This is a genomic window from Flavobacterium sp. UBA5153 (genome assembly GCA_002413745.1).
Lineage (GTDB): Bacteria > Bacteroidota > Bacteroidia > Flavobacteriales > Flavobacteriaceae > Flavobacterium.
Window position 1 is genome coordinate 277143 of record DHXP01000073.1, and the last position, 22774, is coordinate 299916.

A 22774-nucleotide genomic window follows, 5' to 3' on the forward strand; every position below is an offset into this window, starting at 1 on the left:
GGTTTAATCCATTAAATTTTGGGTAAAATATAATTAATCTTTATCTTCATCTCCATGTTCTACACCAGCAGCATTGTGTTCTGTTCCAACGGCTTGTGTAGCATCACTCCTAATTTCCGTGTGACGCACTTCTCCTCCTGTAGTTCCAACTTCTTTAGCCAAAAATACGGCAAGAACACCTACAACAAGAGCAGCATAAGAAACCAATTTTGCTTTTGAGTGATTTTTAAAACTTAAAAATAGGGCTCCAATGGAAATTACTCCCAATACATACAAAATGATTGCCAATTTTTCCGCCATTTCCTCGTGTTCGTGAATGAATTGTTTTGTCACGCCAGGCAGATTTTTTACTGCATCTTCTGCCCCATCACCTGTTCCCATACTGAATGCAGCAAAAACAGCCGCAACAATAAATAAAACATAAGCGGTATTTTTAACCGAATTGTTTTTTAAAATCATTCCAGCAATTAAAATTCCCAAGCCAAGAATCGTCCCGATAATTGGAAAATGGTTTACAACCAAGTGTAAATGTGCGTCGTTCATAATTATTTTTGTTTAAAGTTAAGAAAAAAATTTTGTTTAAAAAGTTTAAAAGTTGATAAATCTCGGCTTCATTCCCTCTTTGATTCACCAGTTCGCTATTGATTGTGTGTGGTTTAGGGATTTTTACCCTGCCAATGAAACTCCAATCAAATGGCCGATTCCATAAGTTATGGCTGCTGCGACCAAACCAAAAGCGACTTGCCTAAGTCCCGAAAACATGATGCTTTTTCCAGTCAATAACGTGATGGCGGCTCCAATACCAAAAAGTCCAACGATGCTGCTCGCAATACTCAATATAACGGCATTTTTTCCGTCCAAAATCATAAAAGGATATAACGGGATAATCGCTCCCATGGCAAAAAGTATAAAAGAGGCAATGGCAGCTTCCCAAGCCGAACCTCCCAATTCTTCCTTGTCAATTCCCAACTCTTCGGTGATGATGGCGTCTATGGCAGTTTCGTGATTTTCAAAGGCTTTATCCGCTAATTTTTGTGCCTCAACTGCATTCATTCCTTTGGCTTGATAGAGCAAAACCAATTCTTTTTTTTCTTCTTCTGGCGAAGCTTCCAATTCTTCGGTTTCCAATTCAATTTGGCGCTGATTCAATTCTCTCGAACTTTGTACCGAAAGCCATTCGCCCAATGCCATTGATATTGCACCAGCCAAAAGTCCCGCGATTCCGGTCAACAAAATAGTGTTGTTGGATACTGCCGCACCGGCAACTCCCATTACCAAACTCATATTGGAAAGCAATCCGTCACTTGAACCTAAAACCGCGGCACGCAAGGCATTACCACCAACGGATTTATGGCGACTTTCGAATTTTGACAATAATCCACCCGACACATTCAGGGCTTTATTGCTGTTGACCGCCTCGATAATATTAAGGTGATTGTGTTCGAAACCAGTAGGCTTCTCCCCTTTTTCGATTTTGTTTTTTATGGCATTTACTGCAAATTGCTTTTCTATATTCGACAAACTGCTAATAATGGAAGTGTAGCCAAATAGTTTACCCAATTTCAATTGGAATTTTGCTCTCGAAGACGGCAAAGGCATTACATGATTGGGTTCGAAATCCCTAACTTTATCAAGCATGTGTTGCGCATGGCCTTTTTCGATTTGGGCTAAACTTTGCAAAACCCTGGTTAGATTTTCATCCGATTGAATGGCTGCAATGCTATCGTACAAAAAAGCGGTATCGACCTCAGTTTGTAATTGCCCTTTTAGTTTGTTTAAATCCATAGTGTAGTTTTTGTTTTCAGTTGGTAAAGATTCCGTTACTGGAGGCTTTTATTTCTATTTCAAAGATAATAAAAACCTCGAGTTTATGGTTAAGAATGGCTTAACTTGAGTTTAAATGTTGATTAAGTTTTGGATTTTTTTTCAAAATATTTGATATTTAATATTCTTCCTACTGACAAACTGCCGTTGAAACTAGCTATCAATTATTTTTTTTAAATCTTTAAATTCTTCATTATTTAATAAATCTAATTTATTTCCAGATGCTAACATAATTGCTTTGTGCATTTCATTTATTCTATTTATCATTGGAAGAATTATTCTGTTTCCATGTTTTATGAAAGAATATAGGTCTTTTTCTGTTGTGGGTATTTTATATCCTTTTGGACTTGATGATATTAAAATACCTTTATCTCTTAGATTTCCAACAATTTTTGACCTGAAATATTCTTCTGAAAGAGGAGTTTCTCTACTTTGATTTAAATGCCTAAATATTTCTTTAGTAGCTATATATCTTGATTTATAGTAAACCCTTTGAAATAACAATAATAACTTTAAAAAATTTATTTGATCCATTTTTTGTTGGTCATTACCACTTTCTTTTTCTATAAAATCGTTAATTCTTAATAAACTAACTTCAGCAATAAATGGAGAAAAAGCTTCATCAGTATTTGATTTTTCAAATTCAATGAAATTATATTCTTTTGGAAAGAAATTTAAATCACTTACAATAGGTTTCAAAATTGTTTTAAATTCCTCACTATATGCTGATTTTTTAGTTTCATCATAAATATATCCAAGTGTTCCGGCTATGAAATCAGCTATTTGAATTAAATTACTTTGTTTGCTATTTTGAATTTCGAATTGTGAGCCTGAAAATAAGTTTTTCTGATGATTTTTATGAACGTATTTTTTAAATTCTAACATATAATCATTTCCACCGTGTTCATCAACATATAAATCTAATTGGGGAAATGTTCTGAACAATTCTTTATAAAGAAGGTTGTTCAAATATTTGTAAAATGATTTTTTATAACTAAATCCTTTACCTTCAAGATCTCTTTTATCAATAATAACTGCATATACTGAGATATCTAATTTAATTATCTCTTCAAGGATTTTTATTCTACGTTTATAATTACCCGCTACTCCACTAGACTTTATTTCACCTGTTTGAAATTTTTGATTTTGTCTAATTTCGTCAACTTGTTTTTCTAACTCATTTATTTTTTCTGAATTACAAATAACAGTTGCTATAATGAAATGACTTCCTTGAGTTTTGAATTGAAATGAATTATTTCCAAATTCATCGGCGAATGCTGTAATCATAAAAACGTTAATTTAAGCATGATTTTATACTTTTACCTATCAAACAAAATCATTTTTTATACAATTAAGTCAGTTTTGTCTTGATATATTCCCTTCAAATATATAAAAAATCTACTACAAATTATCAATTGAATTTTTTATTTGCCAGGAAGTCATTTCATTACAAAATAAAAATAGCAAGATTTCAAAAAAAAACTACAACCTGCTAAAGTTGTAGTTTTTGCTATTAGAATCAAAGACTTTTTGGGCGTTGATGTGAATTAAAAAAAGAGGCTAATGTTTTCTTTTAATCATTGGCAATATAACCCACACCACGAATAGTTTTGATGCAATCTTCCTCTATTTTTAGTTTGAGTTTCTTGCGAATGGCATTGATAAAGACATCAATTACACCAGTATCATATTCAAAATGGATATTCCAAACATCTTTGATAATTTGGGTTCGAGTACAGACTTTGCCTTTGTTTCGAACCAAATAGCACAGTAACTCAAATTCACGCTGTGTCATGCTGACATCATTTCCTTTTACAGCAACAATGTGTTTTGCAATATGAATTTCAATGGCACCAAGTCTGAGTATTTCAGGTTCATTTTGATTCCTGAAATGTATTTTAATTCGTTCCAACAATTCGTCAAAACTAAAAGGTTTCTTGATATAATCATTGGCACCGGCTTTTAATCCTTCGATAGTTTCTTGCACAGTGTCTTTTGCTGTTAGGAATATAATGGGTGTAATGGTATTCTTGAGACGAATGGCTTTGCATATATCTATTCCTGTCAATTTTGGCAACATCCAATCCAATAAAATCAGGTCAAAATTTTCTTTTTGAGCTAATTCAAAACCTTGCAAACCATCTGAAGCTGCGGTAATTTTGTATCCCTCTTCCTCCAAACCTTGTTGGAGAAATTGGACAATGCCCACTTCGTCTTCTACAATTAATATATTCATTTTTAATCGGTAGTGAAATGAAATCCCAAGGTTCCAATATTGGCATTCAAACCATCGCTTCTTACATAATGGTTAAACCTGAAATCGACGTTTTTGATTCCCATTCCGAAGAATTTTCCATTTGCAAAAATATCTGTATAATTAACACCAAATCCATATTGTTTGGCATTAAAAGCCGATAAATCATAATCGGACGTATAATATTGTTCTGTTGAAAGATGTTTTTCAAAAGGGGCAAAATATTTCGCGGCAGTTTGAATATAATAGCGATACATTGGATAAACAGTAAACCTTTCGGAAATTTTAACGGGCAATTCGATACTCGCCGTATGGGAAGTAATTCCCCAATCGTCCCAATAGTAGCGATAATAAGTTCTCAGGGCAATATTTTCGCTGATGTAATAGTTCCATCGTAGTCCAATAGGTACTTTTAAACGAGTATTTGGCATTCTTTCGATATCATCCGCAAGTTGGAACACCCCGGTATTAGTCGGGCTTTGATAATTAGAGATATATTGGGCTTTCCCAATGTAATAATTGGGTTTGTCGGCAAAATAAACTCTTTGATATGGAGTGGAAAGCATTCCTTGCTGTTGCAAGACATCCATAAATATCGAAAATTGGGTTTTCTTTGTAAGCACTTGCGAGAAACTCGCCGATGCCGAATAGGAATCTCTCTTTGTTGAAGTCCAAGGTTTAAAGGTAGAAGGCAAATATGCCGTTGTGGTATTGCCATTTTGATCCATAATGGCAACCCCGCTAAAATAACTATAGAGTTGGAAATCATTTCCATATTGGTTATATTCTTTTAATTCCGTTGGATAAATAATCTTCCAATTATCAAGATAAATGTTTGTTTTCAGGGAAATTTCAGAATTTTTATCGTTGAAAAGTTTGGTAACTCCGCCTCCGAAACCAAATGACCCATAATTGAATTCCTTTGACAATGACATATCGGCATTCCAAATAAAATTCCTGTTATCTGAGCTATGCGCATAATTAGCATTCAAGGCATAAAGGGTACCCCCTTTTGATGCTCCCGAGGATGCTTGCCAAGGCGTTCCCACCGGAGGCGAAGTATTTACAGTCGTCGTAGAAACTTGACCAGAAGCTCCTGAAGAAGTGGAGTACGATTTTGTGGAGTTCATAAATGGATTTACGTTGCTCGAAGAAGCGGATGTGTAAGCCGAAAGTCCCACGTCAAAAGTCAGGACATCATCATCATTCAAGGGAACGGCAACCACAATATTGGATGCAAAATCAGACAATTTTTCGGTGCCTAAACCACCGGAAACAGCAGCGTGTGTACCATCTTGGTTATAATAACTGGATAAAAAGTCGACTTCGGAACTTTCCAGAACGCGCTTTTTAAATACTCCCGTGGTGTCTTTTACTTGGGCAAAAGTAAAAACACTTGTAATTAAAAATAATAATGTAACGGATATTTTAGTCATTCTTAAAGTTCTTTGTTTAGTTTTACTTGAATTTGCATTATTTAAAAAATAAATTTGGAAACTAGTTACATCCACAACCACCACCCGATTTTCCACCATTGGCTCCAGCCGCACCTTCTCGATATACTTGAAAAGTACTTTCGAATTTTTCGGTAGTCCTGGCAGAAAGTTTCATTTCCGGATCGTTTATTTTTTGCATTTCATAAGGCTTGACGGTATTACAAGATTGTAAAACCACGAAAACCAACGCCAATAATGCTAATTTTTTCATATTTATTTTTTATATAATGACACTAATTTATCTGCCTTTTTCTTGGGAATTAATCCCTTGATAAATCCGTTTTTTCCAAATGAATCCCATTCGAAGTAAATATTTTTCCTTTGTCGTCAACAATGATACATTCAATTCCTTTGAGTTGATTAATAAAATTCAGACCTGCTTCAACTCCAAAAAGAAAAACTCCCTTTGCCAGGACATCGGCCATTTCGGTTTGTTTTGCAAAAGTGGTAACACTCACGATTCCTTGAGCCGGATAACCCGTTTTAGGATTGATGATATGACTGTATCTAATTCCGTTAAAAACCACGAATTTTTCATAAGTTCCCGAAGTTTCCACAGCGCTATCGATAAGCGGAAATGTCGCAAAAACCTTGTCTTTATTCATTGGATTTACAATTCCCACGGTCCAAGGTTTTCCATCGGGTTGTTTTCCCCAAGCGGAAATATCTCCAGAAACATTTGCAATTCCTGAAGTACAGCCCATTGAAACCAGTAGCGTTTTTATTTTATCGGCAACAAAACCTTGGGCAATTCCGCCAAGACCGAGTTTCATTCCTTTGTCTCTCAAGAAAATAGTTTTTTCCTTTTCGTCCAAAATAATTTTCCAGTAGCCAATTTTTTCTACCGATTTTTTGATGGCTTCCGCTGTTGGCATTTCCTTCATCGAACCGTCAAATTTCCATATTTTATCCATCGAAGCATACGAAATATCAAAAGCTCCATCAGTAAGTTTAGAAACTTTGATGGCTCTTTTTACCAATTGAAAAATTTCGTCATCAACCTTTACCGGCTTAATTCCGGCATTCTGGTTTACGTGGGAGATTTGGGTATCCGGTTTCCAGTCCGAAACTAAATTTTCTATTCTTGAAGTTTCGGCAATGGCGGCATCGATAAATTTATTTCCCTGAATCGTGTCTTTGGCCACCACGGTCATCTCAAATGGACTGGTCATCATATACAATTTCCTCCTTTGAACGATTTGTCCAAAAGAGGAAATTGACAATAATGCTATTCCAAAAAACAGAATTCTTTTCATTTAATTTTCTAGTGAGTGGATGGCTTGTATATAATCTTCGGCAGAAATATTTAAGTATCCTTTCTCTCCCAACACTTTTCCTGTTTTATCCAATAAAACAACTAAAGGGAAGTTGCCTTCCCTGTCATATTTCTCGGCTAATTTTTCGTTATTTTCCGTTAATTCAGGAGAAAGCAGATCGGCTTTTTTCTTGGGAAAATCGGCTTTAAGCAAAACCCAACTTTTTTGACTTTCTTTTTTAAAAACATCCGATTGCCAAACATTTCTATCCAGTTTAATGCAAGGACCGCACCAGTCTGAACCTGAAAAAACCAAAAGAATTTTTTTATTTTGTTCAGTGGCTTCTTTTTTGGCATCTTCTAAATTATTTTTCCAGTCTTGTGAATACCCAATTGTTGCCATAAAGAGCAACAAAATAACCATACTTTTTTTCATTATAATTATATATTTTGAGATTTTTGTTTGTCTAATTTTTGTAAAAATATTATTATTATTGTAATCTTTTACTTGGTACTCAAGATTTATGTAAATATTAACTTTTTTTTTAAGAGTGATGAAATTATTTATGTCCAACAGATGAATTTAAATGATAATACCAAACAATATTCTTAATTAAAATATCATTTGGTATTATTTTATAAAAAATTATTAAGCATAAACACTCAAGGATGTTCCTGTTAAAGTTGTTTTATATTGTATTAAATTACTTGTTGCCGGACCCAAAGTCACTACTCCAGTACTACTGAATTTTGCTCCGTGGTTAGGGCAATAAAAGTCATTCGCAGAAGCAACATATTGTACATTTGTACCTTTATGCGTGCAAGCGGCTGAAACTGCCAAAAAAGTCCCGGTATTTGTTCGTGCTATCACAATTCCGTTAATAACGACATAACCTCCATTTTTCGATAAATTTCCTGTACTTACATCAACAGTTGCCAATGCAGTTACTGGGGGCGTCACTGTGACGGGAATTATACTGGTAGCTGTGGAACTATTTGTTGGGTTTGTTATTTCAGTAATTTTATACGTTACATTATAATTTCCAGCTGCTGTATTTGCCGCGACAGTCACTGTTCCGTTTGCATTTAAGATTAAGCCTGCAGGCACTGTTACTGCCGTCAATTTTACTTGACCTGCTCCTGTACCAATAACAACCGGAACACCATTTAAAGTGTCATTTGCAGTCAACGCAGCTGTAGTTCCTCCCGTTGTTCCGTTTATTGAAGCAGTTGTCTCTGATACGGCATTAATTACTGGTAAGGAACCCGCTACCGTCACTACAATTGTACTGGTGGCTGTAGCACTATTTGTCGGATTTGTAATCTCGGTGATTTTATAGGTTATACCATAAGCTCCAGCTGCCGTATTTGGCGCAACTGTCACTATTCCGTTGTTTAAGTTCAGTGTTAAACCGGCCGGTAACGGTGATGTTACTGCCGTCAATTTTACTTGACCCGCCGAAGAACCTATTACAACTGGAACACCATTTAAAGTGTCATTTGCGGTCAATGCAGCCGTTGTTCCCCCTGTTGTTCCATTTATTGCAGTAGTCGTTTCTGTTACCGCATTGATAACTGGCAATGAAACTGTAACAACAACCACACTTGTTGTTGTAGCACTATTTGTTGGGTTTGTAACTTCGGTAATCTTATAAGTTACATTGTAACTTCCTGCCACGGTATTTGCCGCAATTGTCACTGTTCCGTCTGTATTTAAAGTCATCCCTGTTGGCACTGTTACCGCAGTTATAAAAACTTGTCCTGCTCCTGTACCAATAACGACAGGGACGCCATTTAAAGTGTCATTTAATGCAATCGAACCTGTTGTTCCTCCTACTCTTCCATCAATTGTAACTGTCGCGGGTACCGCTTTTATTATTGGTAATCCTCCTGATGTAGGTGCATTTGGATTTGGAATCGTACAACTTGTTGCCAAACCGGCCATACAAGATGGCAACAAAACTCCGGCAGCGCCATAACCTGCTCTTGCAAAAAATTCTTTTCTCGTCATAAATTTAAGGGTTTAATACTATTATAATTGTCTACTCTTTGTTTTAAAACAATTATATAATGGAATACCCTACTTAAATTGAATAAAATTAAGATGCTTTTTTTTACTAAATTTGAATACTGGAACAAGTTTTTTAATTGTAACACAATTGTTGGATTTACGGAATAGAATACAAGAAAACAAAATGCTTATATTATTTCAAATTCCTTATTTTTACAAAAAAATCCATGTCATTTTCGAAAAAATTTTCTCCTTTCTATAATCTTACCCTTTTCTATGTCATCGTAAGCGTCATTTTGAGAATAATTTTACTTTTTCATCCTATTACGCAAACGTCTTTTACCGGAATTGATATTATTAAAATATTTTTTCTGGGTGTATTGTCAGATACGTTTATTTTTGTTTTGGCAAGTGGTTTTTTATGGCTTTATCTTATTTTCATATCCAATTCTAAATTTTTAAACCCAACAGGTTACATCGTTTTTGGAGCATTGGTGTCATTGTTGGTTTATGTGTCTTTTTTTAATACCATTCTCAATGAATATGGTGGTATTTTACCTCAATTAGGCATCAGTTTTATCGCCATAAAAACTATTTTGTTTGGATTGTTGCTTTTTATGCCAAAATACCGAAGCAAAATTAGATTTTGGCTTTTCACGTTTGTCCTTTTCTTATATGTTCTCCTCATCTTGCAAAATGCCATCAGTGAATACTTTTTCTGGAATGAATTTGGAGTGAAGTACAACTTTATAGCCGTAGATTATCTGGTTTACACCAATGAAGTAATTGGAAATATTATGCAATCTTATCTTGTCGTTCCATTATTTTCCATACTATTTATTACCGCGGCTTTGGTCACTTATTTGATTGTAAAAAGATCTAAAATTTTTATAGAAACCATTCCTACGTTTACCGAAAAAATAAAAATTTCCGGAATTTATTTCTTATTATTTGGACTTTCATTACTATCAATTCCGTTTTTGTCAACCAAGGAAAATTCACAAAACATTTTTTCCAATGAACTGCAATCCAATGGTATTTACAAATTCTATTTGGCTTTTATGAACAGTGAATTGGATTATTTTAAATTCTACAAAACACTGCCCGAAAAAGAAGCTTATGCCTTATTAAATCAACAAATACCAGATATTTTAGGTTCAACAACTTTAAGGGAAGTAAAAAATCAAGCAGCCGAAAATCATAAAAATGTGGTGTTAATCACCATAGAAAGTTACAGTGCTGAATTCATGAAAATGTATGGTAATGAAAAAAACCTTACTCCTTTTCTGGATAGTTTAGCAACAAAAAGTTTGGTGTTTACCAATCTTTATGCTGTTGGAAACCGGACTGTTCGAGGACTTGAAGCCGTAACATTGTGTTTGCCGCCAACTGCCGGTGAAAGTGTGGTGAAAAGAAAAGACAATAAAAATAAATTCTCGACCGGAAATATATTTACTGAAAAAGGATACAACGTGAAATATCTTTACGGTGGCGATGCGTTTTTTGACAATATGCAAGATTTTTTTAAGGGAAATGGCTATGATATTGTAGACAAAAAAGCATTCCAACGCGGTGAAATCACTTTCCAAAATATTTGGGGAGTTTGTGATGAAGATATGTACAGCAAGGCAATAAAAGTGATGAACGGTGAAGCCAAGGAAAACAAACCCTTTTTTAATCATATTATGACGGTGAGCAACCATCGACCATTTACGTATCCCAAAAATAAAATTGATATTCAAGTTGATGCGAAATCCCGTGATGGTGGCGTAAAATATACCGATTTTGCCATAAAAAAATTCTTTGAAATGGCAAAAAAACAACCTTGGTATACTAATACCGTTTTTGTTATTCTTGCCGATCATTGTGCCTCAAGTGCCGGAAAAACAGAACTTCCTTTAGATAAATACAGAATCCCGGCGATGATTTATGCTCCTGGCTTTGTCCAACCCATTCACTATACCAACCTAATGTCTCAAATAGACATTATGCCTACGGTTTTTGGATTATTAAATTTTAATTATCAAAGCAAATTCTTTGGACAAGACGTTTTGAAACCCGATTATAAACCAAGAGCCTTAATCGCTACCTATCAAAATTTGGGCTTATTGAAAGACGATGTTTTGACCATCATTTCGCCAAAACGGCAAGCCAAACAATTCCAGTTGACTATATTGCCAAATCCTAAAGTTGGAAAAGATTTTCAGCTATTTTATGACGAAAAACCCTTGGACAAAGCAAGACCAGATTTGATAAATGAAACGATTTCCTATTATCAAACGGCTTCAGACATGTTGAATAAAAATAAATATCAAAAAGAATAAACTATGTTTCGTCATCAAGGGAATAGAAGAAGTCATTTGCACAATTTAAGGTTAGCCACTATATTATCATTCGTTGCAGGAATTGTAAACGTAACAGGTGTTTTGGCGGTAAAAACTTTGACAACTAACGTCACGGGGCATTTTGCCTATTTTGCAGAAGAGATGACAAAACGAGATTATGTTACAGCGGTCACCTTTTTTATTTTGACCCTATTTTTTCTTTTCGGGGCATTTTGCTCAAATTTCACATCTGAATTGGTTTCAAAAAAATATCCTGAATTAGCACATGTTATTCCTATATCAATAGAAATTTTAATGTTATTTTTGATAGGTTTTTTTGGAACCAAAAGCACATTGTATAACCTAGAAGGCAGATGGATTGCTTTTGGGATGCTTTTTTCTATGGGAATTCAGAATTCATTAGTTACAAAAATTTCAAAATCAACCGTTCGAACAACCCATTTAACAGGCCTTTTTACTGATTTGGGGATAGAATTATCTCAATTATTTTTCTTTAAACTTCCTGATGAAGTTGAAAAATTAAAAACCAGTATCATTTTGCGGTTATCTATCATAACCTCTTTCTTTTTAGGTTGTTTTTTAGGGGGTTATACCTACCATTTTCTCGAAATAAAAACACTTTTTGTTGCGGCTTTCTTTCTTTTGATTGCGCAATGGTATGATTATATTCGACTTCGATATCACGTTATTAGAAGAAACGTGTTTAAACGTAAAATTAGATATTAGCTAGATATTGAACCGATATATTACAATTAAAAAAATCACCAGACTTACAACAAAAATACTTTAGACTATTTTACTTAGATTTTCTTTTTCTTATCAGTTCCAACACACCATTGATAAAGGTTAGCGGATGAATTGGATTGCCAGGAACATACAAATCAACTTTGTATTTTTCGAGAAAGCTGCGGTTTAATGCAGGACTGTCAGCAAAAATCCCTCCACTGATGGCGTCAGTGCCCGCAAGAATAATTATTTTTGGACTTGGGATGGCATCATAACAAATCTGCAATGGTTTTGCCATATTTTCAGTTATTGGTCCCGTTATTACAATTCCATCTGCATGTCGAGGAGAGGCTACAAACTCAATTCCGAAACGACTCATGTCAAAGTTCACATTCGAACAAGCATTCAATTCTAATTCACAACTATTATCTCCGCCAGCCGAAACCTGTCGCAACTTCAGGGAACCACTGAAAAAGGAAGCGATTTCTTTTTTGATTAATTCAGGATTCAGAACAATATTTTTAGGGTCACCTTCTTTGATAATTAAACCCTCGCGTTGGTTGGTTGCTATTTTATAATCTTTGGTAAATTTTATTTTATCGGGAAATGCAAACGCACATTCCCCACAGAATACGCATTTTCCCAAATCAATGCTGACCGGATTTGTAGCAATAGCGTCTGTCGGACAAAGGTCAACAAGTGCATTTGTATCAACAATCTCCATGCTGATTTCTGGTCTTCCCCTAAAAATACCGGGTATTTGTGCTTTAGTTACATCAGGAATATATTGTTTTCCCTGGTGGACGAGTATCTTAATATTTCCAATCATAGCTCTTTTTAATTATAAATCATGTCCGCAATAACTCAAGTCGAAACTTTTGTTGCAAATTGGAAAATCAGAAATTTCATTATTCCGAACTGCCAATGCAACCGCCAGCCAATTGTGCATGGATGGATCTTTTATTTTGTAATGGATCAATTCTCCTTGGTCATCCGTGATGGCACAATGGCAAATTTCACCTCTCCAACCTTCGATTAACGACAGCGTAAAAGAGTTTGTTTGTGGTGTGTTTAATGGTTTTCGGTTTTTATTTTCTTCCGGAATATTTTTCAACAATTTCCTGATGTATTCAATGGATTGCTTGATTTCTTCATTGCGGATTTGTACTCTGGAATACACATCGCCATGATTTTTAAGGATGGGTTGGTGATTCAACTGCTGATATAAATCGTGCGGATGTGTGGTACGGATGTCTCTTTTGATTCCCGATGTTTTTGCAACCATGCCTACCGTGCCGATTGAAGTTGACTGCTCTCTGGTAACCACTCCTGTTTTTTCCAAACGGGCAAGTGCACTTGGGAGTTCTTTAAATTCGGTATACATTTCGGTATAATCAGATTCAAAGTCTTTAAATATTTTTTCAAGCTGTATTGCAAGTGCTGCCGAAAAATAAAAATGATTATTCCCCGCACGAATGAGTCCTTTGGATAAACGATTGCCACACCATATTTGAAAAAAGTTGATTAACGGAGTTCTCAATCTTCCAAAAACTGAACTTCCAAGCTGATACGCAATATCGGTACAGATACCACTTAAATCTCCGGTGTGAATTGCAATGCGTTCTAACTCTAAAGCCAATGTACGGGAGAATTGCAAATCTTCATCTGCCTGATAATTGCACAAACTTTCCCAAAGATTGACAAAAGCCATCGAGTGTCCCACAACGGTATCTCCGGCAATAGACTCGGCAAGAATTGTTTTTTGCAATAGTTTTTTCTTGTTCAAAAAAAGTGCTTCAATACCACGATGCGCAAATCCTTGTTGAGTTTCGAGGTGAAGGATTTGTTCTCCATTGCAAATAAAACGGAAATGTCCGGGTTCAATTATACCGGCATGAATCGGGCCAACGCCCACTTCATGCAGTTCTTCACTATTGATTTGATAAAAAGGATAATTTTCTATGCGTGAATTTTTATCTGCACGATTGAAGGCAAATCGTAAGGGTTTTAACCAAGGATGGTCTGTATAATTGATTCCGAAATTCTCATGCAGTTCTCTTTCGAAAATATGAAAGGATAAATGTTGTGCCGAGAAAGACGGATATTCGGTGTCGTCCTGATTTATTTCAGAAGAGGAAAGGATAATTGTGCTTTGAGAATCATCAGCAATACAACAAATTAATTTTAATTTACCTTGTATCTTATATCCGAAATAATTGACACAATGCTTTGATTCCTCTTTTAGAAGAGAAGTGTTCAGCAAAAGAAAATCTTCGTACTCGAAAACAGGAATGTTTTGAAGCGGAATCGTCTGATTGTTTTTTATAATGGTATAATCGCTCATGTTATTTTGGTAAATTAGAAATGGCATCATTAATCAGGGTGACAAGTTCCGCAGGCGGATTTAGACCGAGGTAAATGACCAATCCCAAAAGGATATATTGACTTAGAGATTCAAACGGGCTGATTTTTTCGACATTCGAATCATCAAAATTGACGGGTTTTATAAACAACATTTTGAATATATTTTTTCCAAATGACCAGATAATCATAGTAAGTAACAACAAGATAATACCAAGCAGCAGGATGTTTCCGGATTCAAATAAGGAACGGAATAGGAGAAATTCACTCACAAACATTCCCGAAGGAGGCATGGCTGTGACAACAAAAAAGGCTAACAATAGAACCATGGCTCCACTAAGGTTATATTTGAAATAATCCCCGACATCATAAATACTTTTGCTTTTATAAATGCGATAGACTTGCCCCATTTGGAAAAACAAAGCGGGTTTGGCAAAGGAATGTAAAACCAAATGTAAAATGGCAGCATACCGACCAATTCCTCCTGAGGCTAATCCGAGCATTATTAAACCCATGTGTTCTACGCTGGAATAGGCAAACATGCGTTTGAGGTTTTTTACGCGAAGCATATAAACGGTAGCAACAAAAACAGAAAGGAAACCCGCGATAAGCATAATTTTATTTGCCCATGGAAAAATTGAAGTGGGACTTATGATTTCATAAAAACGGAAAATACCAATGAATCCGACATTCATCAATACGCTGCTTAATAATGCCCCAGATGGTGATGGCGCTTTATCTTTTGCATCAATGCCCGCAGTGTACATTGGGACCAAAGCTGCTTTTGAAGTATAACCCGTAAAAATGAAAAGGAACGCTAATTTGAGCCAAAAGATATTCATCCCGCTGGCTTTTTCGAACATTTCTTTGTAAAACAAATCAGTGCCGCCAGATTGTTGAACGGCGAAAGAAAGAAACAAAATACCAATGAAAACTAATGTAATGCTGATGGAACAAACGAAAAGATATTTCCAAGTTCCTTCTAAGGAGCGTATGTTACGTCTGTGATAAATTAATGCAGAAGAGCTTAATGTGGTAAGCTCGACAAAAATCCATGTAATGGCGATATGATTCGATAAATAGGCGGCGCTGAGGGCGGTAAGTAATAGTACCGTTGCAGCAAAATAAATTCCTCGATGTCGCGGATTTTCCTGTTTTGAATTGCAATAAATATGACTATGATAAAAAGCAGGAACGCAAACAATACTCAAAACGACCAGAAATAGTATCCCCAATGCGTCAGGACTAAAATAGACAAGATCAACAGTGTTTATGTGGTTGTATTCGTAGATAGTAAATGTCCACTGCAAAGCCATGAATAAAACGGTAAGCAAATAATTCATCCATTTGTTTCGGTTAAAAAACAAAAGGATGCTTATGGCAAATGCACCTATTAAATAATATCCTATCATACCTAAAAAAAATGGTGTCATATCAGTCTCTTAGATTACTTAATTGTTCCACATCTTGTTCTTTCATAACGTCACCAATTTTGTTAACAAAAATACCCAAGAGAAAAACACTTGCAAAAATGTCTAATAATATACCAATATTTACCAACATCGGCATTTCACTTCCCAAAGCTATTGATAAAATGAAAACGCCATTTTCTATGACCAGAAAGCCCATAACATGAGTAATGATTTTTTTACGGGAAACTATAATATACAGACCGGTAAATAAGGCAGAAATAGCAACAACAAAAAATATTTTCCTCACATGTGAATCTTGAATGGTATTCGAAAGAAGGAATGAGCCCAGAATAATTCCTGTAATGAGCACTATTGAAACAAAATCAGGAAGGTAAGGTTCAATATCCCGCGTTATTTTGTTTTTATGAACAATATAATTCAGAAAATAAGGAATGATAATGGCCTTAAAAACAATCGTCTCCAATAAAACAAAAACAAGATTTACCCAATTAATTTCAATGAGTTCGATAAAGGCTATACCAAAAAGTAGGATGCCCTGAAAGACAAGAGCATTTATGTAACTTCCCAAACGGTTTGCCAGACCCAGATAAATAAGGCTTATTGCAAAAGTGATAAGTAGGATATTAGTCATTTATTTTATTTTTTGTTATACAATTTTACCAAGTATCAGCAACACACCAAGATAGATTAATAATGATATTGACGTGAGCATAAAAATATATTGGGGATTATGATTCATTCGGAATCTTGCCATAAATGATTCAACAGTGCCAACAACTACAGCAAACAAAATTTGAGAACTAATAAATATTGGAATCGAATAATACCATTCGTAATTTGGTGTGAGAAAGAAGTTTGCGATTAAAGCTCCGTACATAGCAAACTTCAAATGGGTTGCAGAAAGAAGAAGCCCTAAATCAAAACCACTATTGTCCAAAATCATCACTTCGTGGATCATGGTCAATTCGAGATGCGTTTTTGGGTCATCCATGGGCATACGGCTGTTTTCGATGAGTGCAATAATCACCAGCACAAAAGCGGCAAGTGTCCCAATCGCATAGGAAATATAGGAACCAAAGTGAAGCGAGCTGAATATTTCAAAAAAGGATGTATGTCCGGTGAGTAAGGCAAAAGAACCCATAAGTATAAAAAATGCAGGTTCCACCAACAATGAATAAAGGGCTTCCCGACTTGCTCCCATTCCTGAAAAACTGCTGCCAGTATCTAAAGCCGAAATGATAATAAAAAATTTTCCAAGTGCTAAAACATAAGCAAAAAATATAAAATCACCTTTGAACGAAATGATGCCCGGCTGATTCCCGAAAGGAATCAAAAAGATAGCCATTAATACTGTGGCAAAATAAATACTTGGCGCGATTTGAAAAATGAAACTGCTTGTTTTGCTATACACGGCTTCCTTTCTAAACAAACGCCATATATCTTTTAAAGGTTGAAAAATTCCTGGCCCTTTTCTTCCTGAAAAAATACTTTTTGTCCTGATGACAATGCCGGAAAAAAACAAACTGGCAGTAATAATTAATATAAAACTCAATATATTCATTTTCAAATTTGTTTTATCAATTCAATTAAATAAACAATTGCATTCGTGATTAGTGGAAAGGTAATGATTATAAAAATAAAAAGAACCCCGTAGAGTATATAAAATTGGGGATTCCCATTTTGCAGAAATTTAAATCGCCCGATAAAACCTTTAAGATATAGTAATGGAATGTCAATAAAGACCGTTTCTAACTTATCATAAGGATGCGTTTCAGAATGAATAGGTTTTGGAAAAATACCTTTTATCTCCCCTTCTTTTTTATTCATCATCAGCAATGGGTGAATTAGTTTCCGGAAAGAGCGAACGAAAGAATTGGCCGTATATTGAAGTCTGGCAGTTGGTGCAACATAGCCACATCCCCATGTTGGTTCTATTTGGACTTCTACAGATTTTGTTGCTATTTTTTTTATCCAAAAAATAATTAGGCTTAAAAGAATAAGTACAACAGCAGCAATGCTTATAGATTGAAGTGTGCCAATTAATTCTAGTGGTTGCGTCTGAGAAATAGTTTCGTCCATGAAGAGCGAAGTAGGTCTGGAAACAATTGAAACAAAAAATTGAGGAACAATTCCGATGAAAATAATTAGAATAGCAATCAGGTATTTGGGAAAAAGTTTTGCAAACTCAGGTTCTTGAACCGTCGCAGGAAGAAGATGTCGTTCGTTTCCGAGAAAAATAATTCCGAATGCTTTTGTAAAACACAGCATCGCCATACCACCGATGATTACCATCCCGAAAATAGAGGAAACAAGAAAAGCTGTTGCCGTAAGTTCGCCGTCTGAAATTCCTTTAAACAATCCGGAATAGATAAGAAACTCAGATATGAAACCATTAAACGGAGGAAGACCACTTATAGCCAATGCGGCAATCAAAAATAAAGTGGCAGTTTGCGGCATTTTTTTAATTAAACCACCTAACCGTTCAATATCCATTGTATGTGTGGCTTGATATATGGTTCCTGAAATATAAAACAAAAGTGATTTAAAAAGCGAATGATTAAGTGTGTGAAGCATAGCTCCGGCAAAACCGGCAAAAGCAAGATATGAATTGCTCAATCCTAAACCGATGCATCCAAGTCCAATACCGATTCCAATGATTCCAATGTTTTCAATGCTGTGATACGCCAATAATTTTTTGATATTATGTTGAATGATGGCGAGCATCACTCCATACACACCGGTAATAATTGAGATGGTCAGGATAAAATAGCCCATTACGAGATAGTCACCTTTTATCAACAGCAGCATACGGAGAATTCCATAAATACCAAGCTTGATAAGAACTCCTGACATCATCCCCGAAACATGGGCAGGTGCGGCAGGATGTGCATAAGGCAACCATGTGTGGAAGGGAACAAATCCAGCTTTAATGGCAAACGCAATAAAAAAAAATAAAAAGAGAACGAAACTTACAGCAGGACTAACTGATGAAGTATATTTCGTTATCGCATTAAAATCAAAAGAACCGGTAAATGAATTTACCCATATAAATCCAATTGTCATAAACATAATACTGATATGTGATTGAACGAGGTAATTGATTCCTGCTTTAAGTGTTTGTATTTTGTGATGTTCGAAAATTATCATTAGGAATGAAGTGATTGCCATCATTTCCCAAACACACAAAAAGGCAAATGAATTTTGCACGCAATAAATTCCAATCATGGCAAAATGATTGATGATATAACTGGAAAAATGAAGAGAAAGATTGGCGGATTGATTTTCGTAATGTTTCATGTAGCTTCTGCCATATAAAATGCCAGTGAGCGCGGTAAAATTCATTAGCAAAATAAACCAGCCGGAAAGGGCATCTATTCTGATGGGAATTTGTCCGAATACAAAACCACCGTAAAAAAATTGTTCAAACAATTTCCCTTGCAACGCAGGAATCGCAAGGTAAGAACTTAGTATTCCATTAATCAATACCGCAATAAGAGCTACATTTCCTTTCCATCCTTCTCTTACCAAAGTAATCAGAAGTGTAGAAAGGAAAGTGACGATTGTGATGCTGATGATTAAAGTCATTTTTATAAAAAATTAAAAAAGGAAGCAACAATCAGAATAACAATAAAGAAGAATCCGTACAGTATATACATTTGGATTTTTCCATTATTGATAAACATAAAATAATTCATGAATGCAAAAATGCGTTTGTTCACGCGGGCAATGAAATTGTTTTCAAAGAACTCCAGGTAATTGGAATGAAAAGTTCTTGGCTGAGGAAATATTTTATTGCTTCCGATTTCGGGATACCTTTTTTTTTCTGATAAAATGAAGCTAAATAATTTCGCAAAACTCTTCGAAAAAGATTTTGCGGTATACTGCATCCTTACATTCGGAGCCACATAAGCGTTTCCCCAGGTCGGAAGATATTCTGAAGATTTCGATGCTGAAATTTTTGTACGGATAAAAAATATAAGTGCCGCGAGTACTATCATTAGCAATGAAACTCTTCCTATCATTACCATTACAGGACTTATGGATAGTATATTTTTAGAAAAAATAGCAGAAGTTCCACTCAAATTAGAAGCAACAGCAAGTGCGGGTGTAAAAACTAAATTTGGAAAAATTCCAATGACAAGAATAGCAAGTAAAATTAGGAATAAAGGAATCTGCATGACCAATGAGACTTCTTTTGGATGATGATGCAAGGTTGTTCGTGGGGAGCCCAGAAAAATAGTTCCGAATGCTTTCGTAAAAGTAAGCATCGAAATTCCTCCCACAATTGCCAAACCTGCCATGCAAAGCATCATCATGGAACTGAACTGAACATTATCAGCTTTTATACCTTCAATTAATCCGGAGTAAATAAGAAATTCAGAAATGAATCCATTGAAAGGAGGAAGTCCTCCAATGGCTAGTGCTCCGCACAAAAAGAAAAAAGCAGTGCCAGGCATTTTTTTTATCAATCCGCCTAAATGTTCCATGTTTCGGGTGTGCGTTTGCTGATAAATATTTCCTGCCGTAAAGAAAAGCAGCGATTTATAAAGCGAATGATTTAAAGTGTGCAGCAATGCTCCCGCAAAACCAATGAGCATCAGAAATGGGTTATTTATTCCCTTACCAATCATTCCAATTCCGATACCCATTCCAATAATCCCAATGTTTTCGATGGTGCAGAAAGCCAGCATTCTTTTAAAGTCTCGGACAACAGCTGCATTGAGAATACCATAAAGCGCAGTAAGGACAGATAAAATTAAAATAGATTCACCAATTAAAACTAAATCGGTGTTCAAGTAAAATACAATCCTCAAAATACCGTAGATACCCATTTTAACAATCACTCCGGACATCACACCTGATATATGTGAAGGTGCTGCGGGATGAGCATGGGGCAACCAAGTATGTAATGGAATAAAACCTGCTTTAATTCCGAAGCCAATAAAGAAAAGTAAAAAGAGCAATTTTGGAGAATGATGACTAAAGAAAGTAGCAATACTTATAAAGTCAAAAGAACCTTCAGAAAAGTAAACCCAAATAAAACCGATGCTCAAAAACACAACACCAATGTGTGTTTGCACAAGATAATTCATTCCTGCTTTTAAAATTTCAAGTTTGTTATGTTCAAAAATAAGTAAAAGAAAGGCGGAGATGGACATGATTTCCCAAGCGATCAAAAAAGCCAAGCCGTTTTGAAGCATGCATACCGAAAGCATGGCAACATGAAAAGCAACAAATAAAATCCAGTGGAGAGCAGTATTTTCTTTTTGGTCAGCATACGGTTTCATATAACCTATGCCATACAAGGAACCAGTGACGAAAGTGAAATTTACAATTAAAATAAACCAAGCTGAAAGGAAATCAATACGCAAAGGAATATTTCCAAAAATAATACCACCATAAAATATTTTTTCAAGCGGACTTCCAGCCAAGACTGATATCGCAGGAACGCTAGAGGCAATGGCAAGCAACAGAACAAGGAAAAATGCTGTTACTGATTTTATTTTGGATGGTAAAAATGGAATTGTAAAACAAGATACTCCAATAGTAATCAAAGAATACCAGACAAGAATATCCATACTCATAATTTTTAGTTATTTTCTATCAAAGTTATTTAGCCTTTTCTAATCTGGGTTTTCTGCATAACTCACTAAAAATAATTCAATCACAACAAATTACACAAAATAAAACTAAGAGAATTTGTAATCTGCACCCAAAAAGTGAAATAAACATTCTATTTGCTAAAGTAGGAAAAAACGAGAACTTATATCCTTTTTATTTCTGCTTAAATAATAATTACTCCCAAAAAACAAAAAATATTTTTTTTATTTTGCATTTTGCAACGTTTCTATATGAATAAATTCGGTTATCATTTTTTTTATTATAAAAAAAAACCGTTATTGTCTGAAAATAAATTTAAAAAGAATTAAGCCCCACCATTTATAAATGTCTCGTAGAGACTATATTTATTGATATGTGACAAGATTTAATTTTTTTATCGGACAACAATGATTTTAATTCAACTAATTAAAATACATAATGGCTGTAAGCGATGCAATCGCAATAAATCCCCAAAGCAATACACCTTGAAATAAAGGTTTTATACCAACTGTTTTCAATATGCCTCTATTCAATCCTGCCCCAATCAAAAACAAGGTCAAGGTAAGACCAATTTTAGCAATTGAAACCAAATAAGGGGCAACTATTGCTGTTTTTGAAACATAGGTATTCATTGCCATCGCAATAATAAATAATCCAATAAAATAAGGAATTTTAATCCTGCTCGATTTATTTTTAAATATAACAGCTGTAATTAAGGCGACCGGGATAATCCATAATGCTCTGGCCAATTTTACCGTTGTGGCTATTTGCAAGGCTTCTGTTCCAAATTTACTGGCTGCGCCCACCACCGAACTTGTGTCGTGGATGGCAATGGCACACCATAATCCAAACTCTTTCTGCGATAAACCCAACCAATGACCAACAGCTGGAAATAAAAATAAAGCAACCGAATTCAATATAAATATTACTCCTAAAGCTACCGAAGTTTGTTTTTCATCTGATTTTATCACTGGTGCAATGGCTGCAATCGCACTTCCTCCACAAATTGCAGTTCCGCACGAAATTAGATGGGATGTCTTCTTCTCAATATTGAACCATTTTCCCGAAAATGTTCCCAAAATTAAGGTGCTTAAAATAGACGCAATGGTAAAGAAAAAGCCTTCTTTACCTGCCGATAAAGCACTATTGATATTTATCCCAAAACCTAAACCTACCACAGAGATCTTTAATAGAATATTCGTTGCTTTATGGTTGAGACTCAAAAAGGGGTGTCCGGAAAGATTCGCTACAATTAATCCCAACAATAAGGCTATTGGCGGAGAGCCATAAGGTGTCATGCAAAATAATATCAGCGCAACAAAAATAATTTGTTGGAGTGTACTGTTTATTTTAAATAAAATAGGAGTTTGTTTTTGAATTATTTTTTGATCTGTTTCCAATGTAAAGTAGTTGAGTTATTATTCTACAAAGATGAATGGATTAATCCATTTTAACCAATCGTAAAATA

The 22774-nt window shown here is 35.1% G+C and carries 19 protein-coding genes; 2 read left to right on the plus strand and 17 right to left on the minus strand.

Translation table 11 applies throughout. From position 1 onward, the window contains the following. Positions 1-33 precede the first annotated feature (33 nt). The 9 genes from B2145_RS15640 to B2145_RS15680 all read right to left on the minus strand — a co-directional run bounded on the left by B2145_RS15640 (position 34) and on the right by B2145_RS15680 (position 8840). Positions 34-543: a hypothetical protein gene (locus B2145_RS15640; RefSeq protein ID WP_291104306.1), complete on the minus strand. Its 510-nt coding sequence runs from the start codon at positions 541-543 to the stop codon at positions 34-36. Positions 544-666: 123 nt separating this feature from the next. After that, entirely contained in the window at positions 667-1785 is a 1119-nt protein-coding gene (locus tag B2145_RS15645) for a VIT1/CCC1 transporter family protein (protein ID WP_291104308.1), read from the minus strand. Positions 1786-1977: 192 nt separating this feature from the next. Continuing rightward, entirely contained in the window at positions 1978-3111 is a 1134-nt protein-coding gene (locus B2145_RS15650; RefSeq protein WP_291104310.1) for a DUF3800 domain-containing protein, read from the minus strand. A 286-nt stretch (positions 3112-3397) separates the two neighbouring features. After that, the gene (locus B2145_RS15655) at positions 3398-4060 is read right to left on the minus strand and encodes a response regulator transcription factor (RefSeq protein ID WP_291104313.1); all 663 of its coding nucleotides are present in this window, start codon (positions 4058-4060) and stop codon (positions 3398-3400) included. Between the two features lie 2 nt (positions 4061-4062). Further along, complete coding sequence (locus B2145_RS15660) at positions 4063-5514, minus strand: DUF3570 domain-containing protein (protein ID WP_291104315.1); 1452 nt, start codon at positions 5512-5514, stop codon at positions 4063-4065. 61 nt (positions 5515-5575) lie between these two features. After that, a complete protein-coding gene (locus B2145_RS15665; RefSeq protein WP_291104317.1) occupies positions 5576-5785 on the minus strand; it encodes a DUF4266 domain-containing protein in 210 nt (69 codons plus the stop codon). Positions 5786-5834: 49 nt separating this feature from the next. Beyond that, positions 5835-6830, minus strand: coding sequence for an FAD:protein FMN transferase (locus tag B2145_RS15670; protein WP_291104319.1), 996 nt, complete (start codon positions 6828-6830; stop codon positions 5835-5837). Continuing rightward, on the minus strand, positions 6831-7265 hold the full coding sequence (locus B2145_RS15675; protein WP_291104321.1) for a thioredoxin family protein: 435 nt from the start codon (positions 7263-7265) through the stop codon (positions 6831-6833). Between the two features lie 213 nt (positions 7266-7478). Next, on the minus strand, positions 7479-8840 hold the full coding sequence (locus B2145_RS15680) for a ubiquinol-cytochrome c reductase iron-sulfur subunit (RefSeq protein ID WP_291104323.1): 1362 nt from the start codon (positions 8838-8840) through the stop codon (positions 7479-7481). Positions 8841-9067: 227 nt separating this feature from the next. Here B2145_RS15680 and B2145_RS15685 point away from each other — a divergent pair, with 227 nt between their 5' ends. After that, the gene (locus tag B2145_RS15685) at positions 9068-11164 is read left to right on the plus strand and encodes an LTA synthase family protein (RefSeq protein WP_291104326.1); all 2097 of its coding nucleotides are present in this window, start codon (positions 9068-9070) and stop codon (positions 11162-11164) included. Positions 11165-11167: 3 nt separating this feature from the next. Next, a complete protein-coding gene (locus tag B2145_RS15690) occupies positions 11168-11911 on the plus strand; it encodes a YoaK family protein (RefSeq protein WP_291104328.1) in 744 nt (247 codons plus the stop codon). Positions 11912-11981: 70 nt separating this feature from the next. On the opposite strand, the gene B2145_RS15695 is transcribed toward B2145_RS15690, so the two are convergent. From B2145_RS15695 to B2145_RS15730, 8 genes are all read right to left on the minus strand, one after another. After that, positions 11982-12740 (minus strand): hypothetical protein, encoded by a 759-nt coding sequence (locus tag B2145_RS15695; RefSeq protein WP_291104331.1) that lies wholly within the window; start codon positions 12738-12740, stop codon positions 11982-11984. Positions 12741-12752: 12 nt separating this feature from the next. After that, positions 12753-14255, minus strand: a complete 1503-nt coding sequence (locus tag B2145_RS15700) for an NADH-quinone oxidoreductase subunit C (RefSeq protein ID WP_291104334.1) — start codon at positions 14253-14255, stop codon at positions 12753-12755. Between the two features lies 1 nt (position 14256). Beyond that, positions 14257-15705: a proton-conducting transporter membrane subunit gene (locus B2145_RS15705; RefSeq protein ID WP_291104337.1), complete on the minus strand. Its 1449-nt coding sequence runs from the start codon at positions 15703-15705 to the stop codon at positions 14257-14259. Between the two features lies 1 nt (position 15706). Then, positions 15707-16336, minus strand: coding sequence for a hypothetical protein (locus tag B2145_RS15710; protein ID WP_291104338.1), 630 nt, complete (start codon positions 16334-16336; stop codon positions 15707-15709). Positions 16337-16351: 15 nt separating this feature from the next. After that, positions 16352-17266 (minus strand): respiratory chain complex I subunit 1 family protein, encoded by a 915-nt coding sequence (locus B2145_RS15715; protein WP_291104339.1) that lies wholly within the window; start codon positions 17264-17266, stop codon positions 16352-16354. Between the two features lie 2 nt (positions 17267-17268). Continuing rightward, complete coding sequence (locus tag B2145_RS15720; RefSeq protein ID WP_291104340.1) at positions 17269-19290, minus strand: proton-conducting transporter membrane subunit; 2022 nt, start codon at positions 19288-19290, stop codon at positions 17269-17271. Positions 19291-19292: 2 nt separating this feature from the next. Further along, complete coding sequence (locus B2145_RS15725) at positions 19293-21284, minus strand: proton-conducting transporter membrane subunit (protein ID WP_291104361.1); 1992 nt, start codon at positions 21282-21284, stop codon at positions 19293-19295. A gap of 444 nt (positions 21285-21728) precedes the next feature. Then, positions 21729-22706 (minus strand): YeiH family protein, encoded by a 978-nt coding sequence (locus tag B2145_RS15730; protein WP_291104364.1) that lies wholly within the window; start codon positions 22704-22706, stop codon positions 21729-21731. Positions 22707-22774 lie beyond the last annotated feature (68 nt).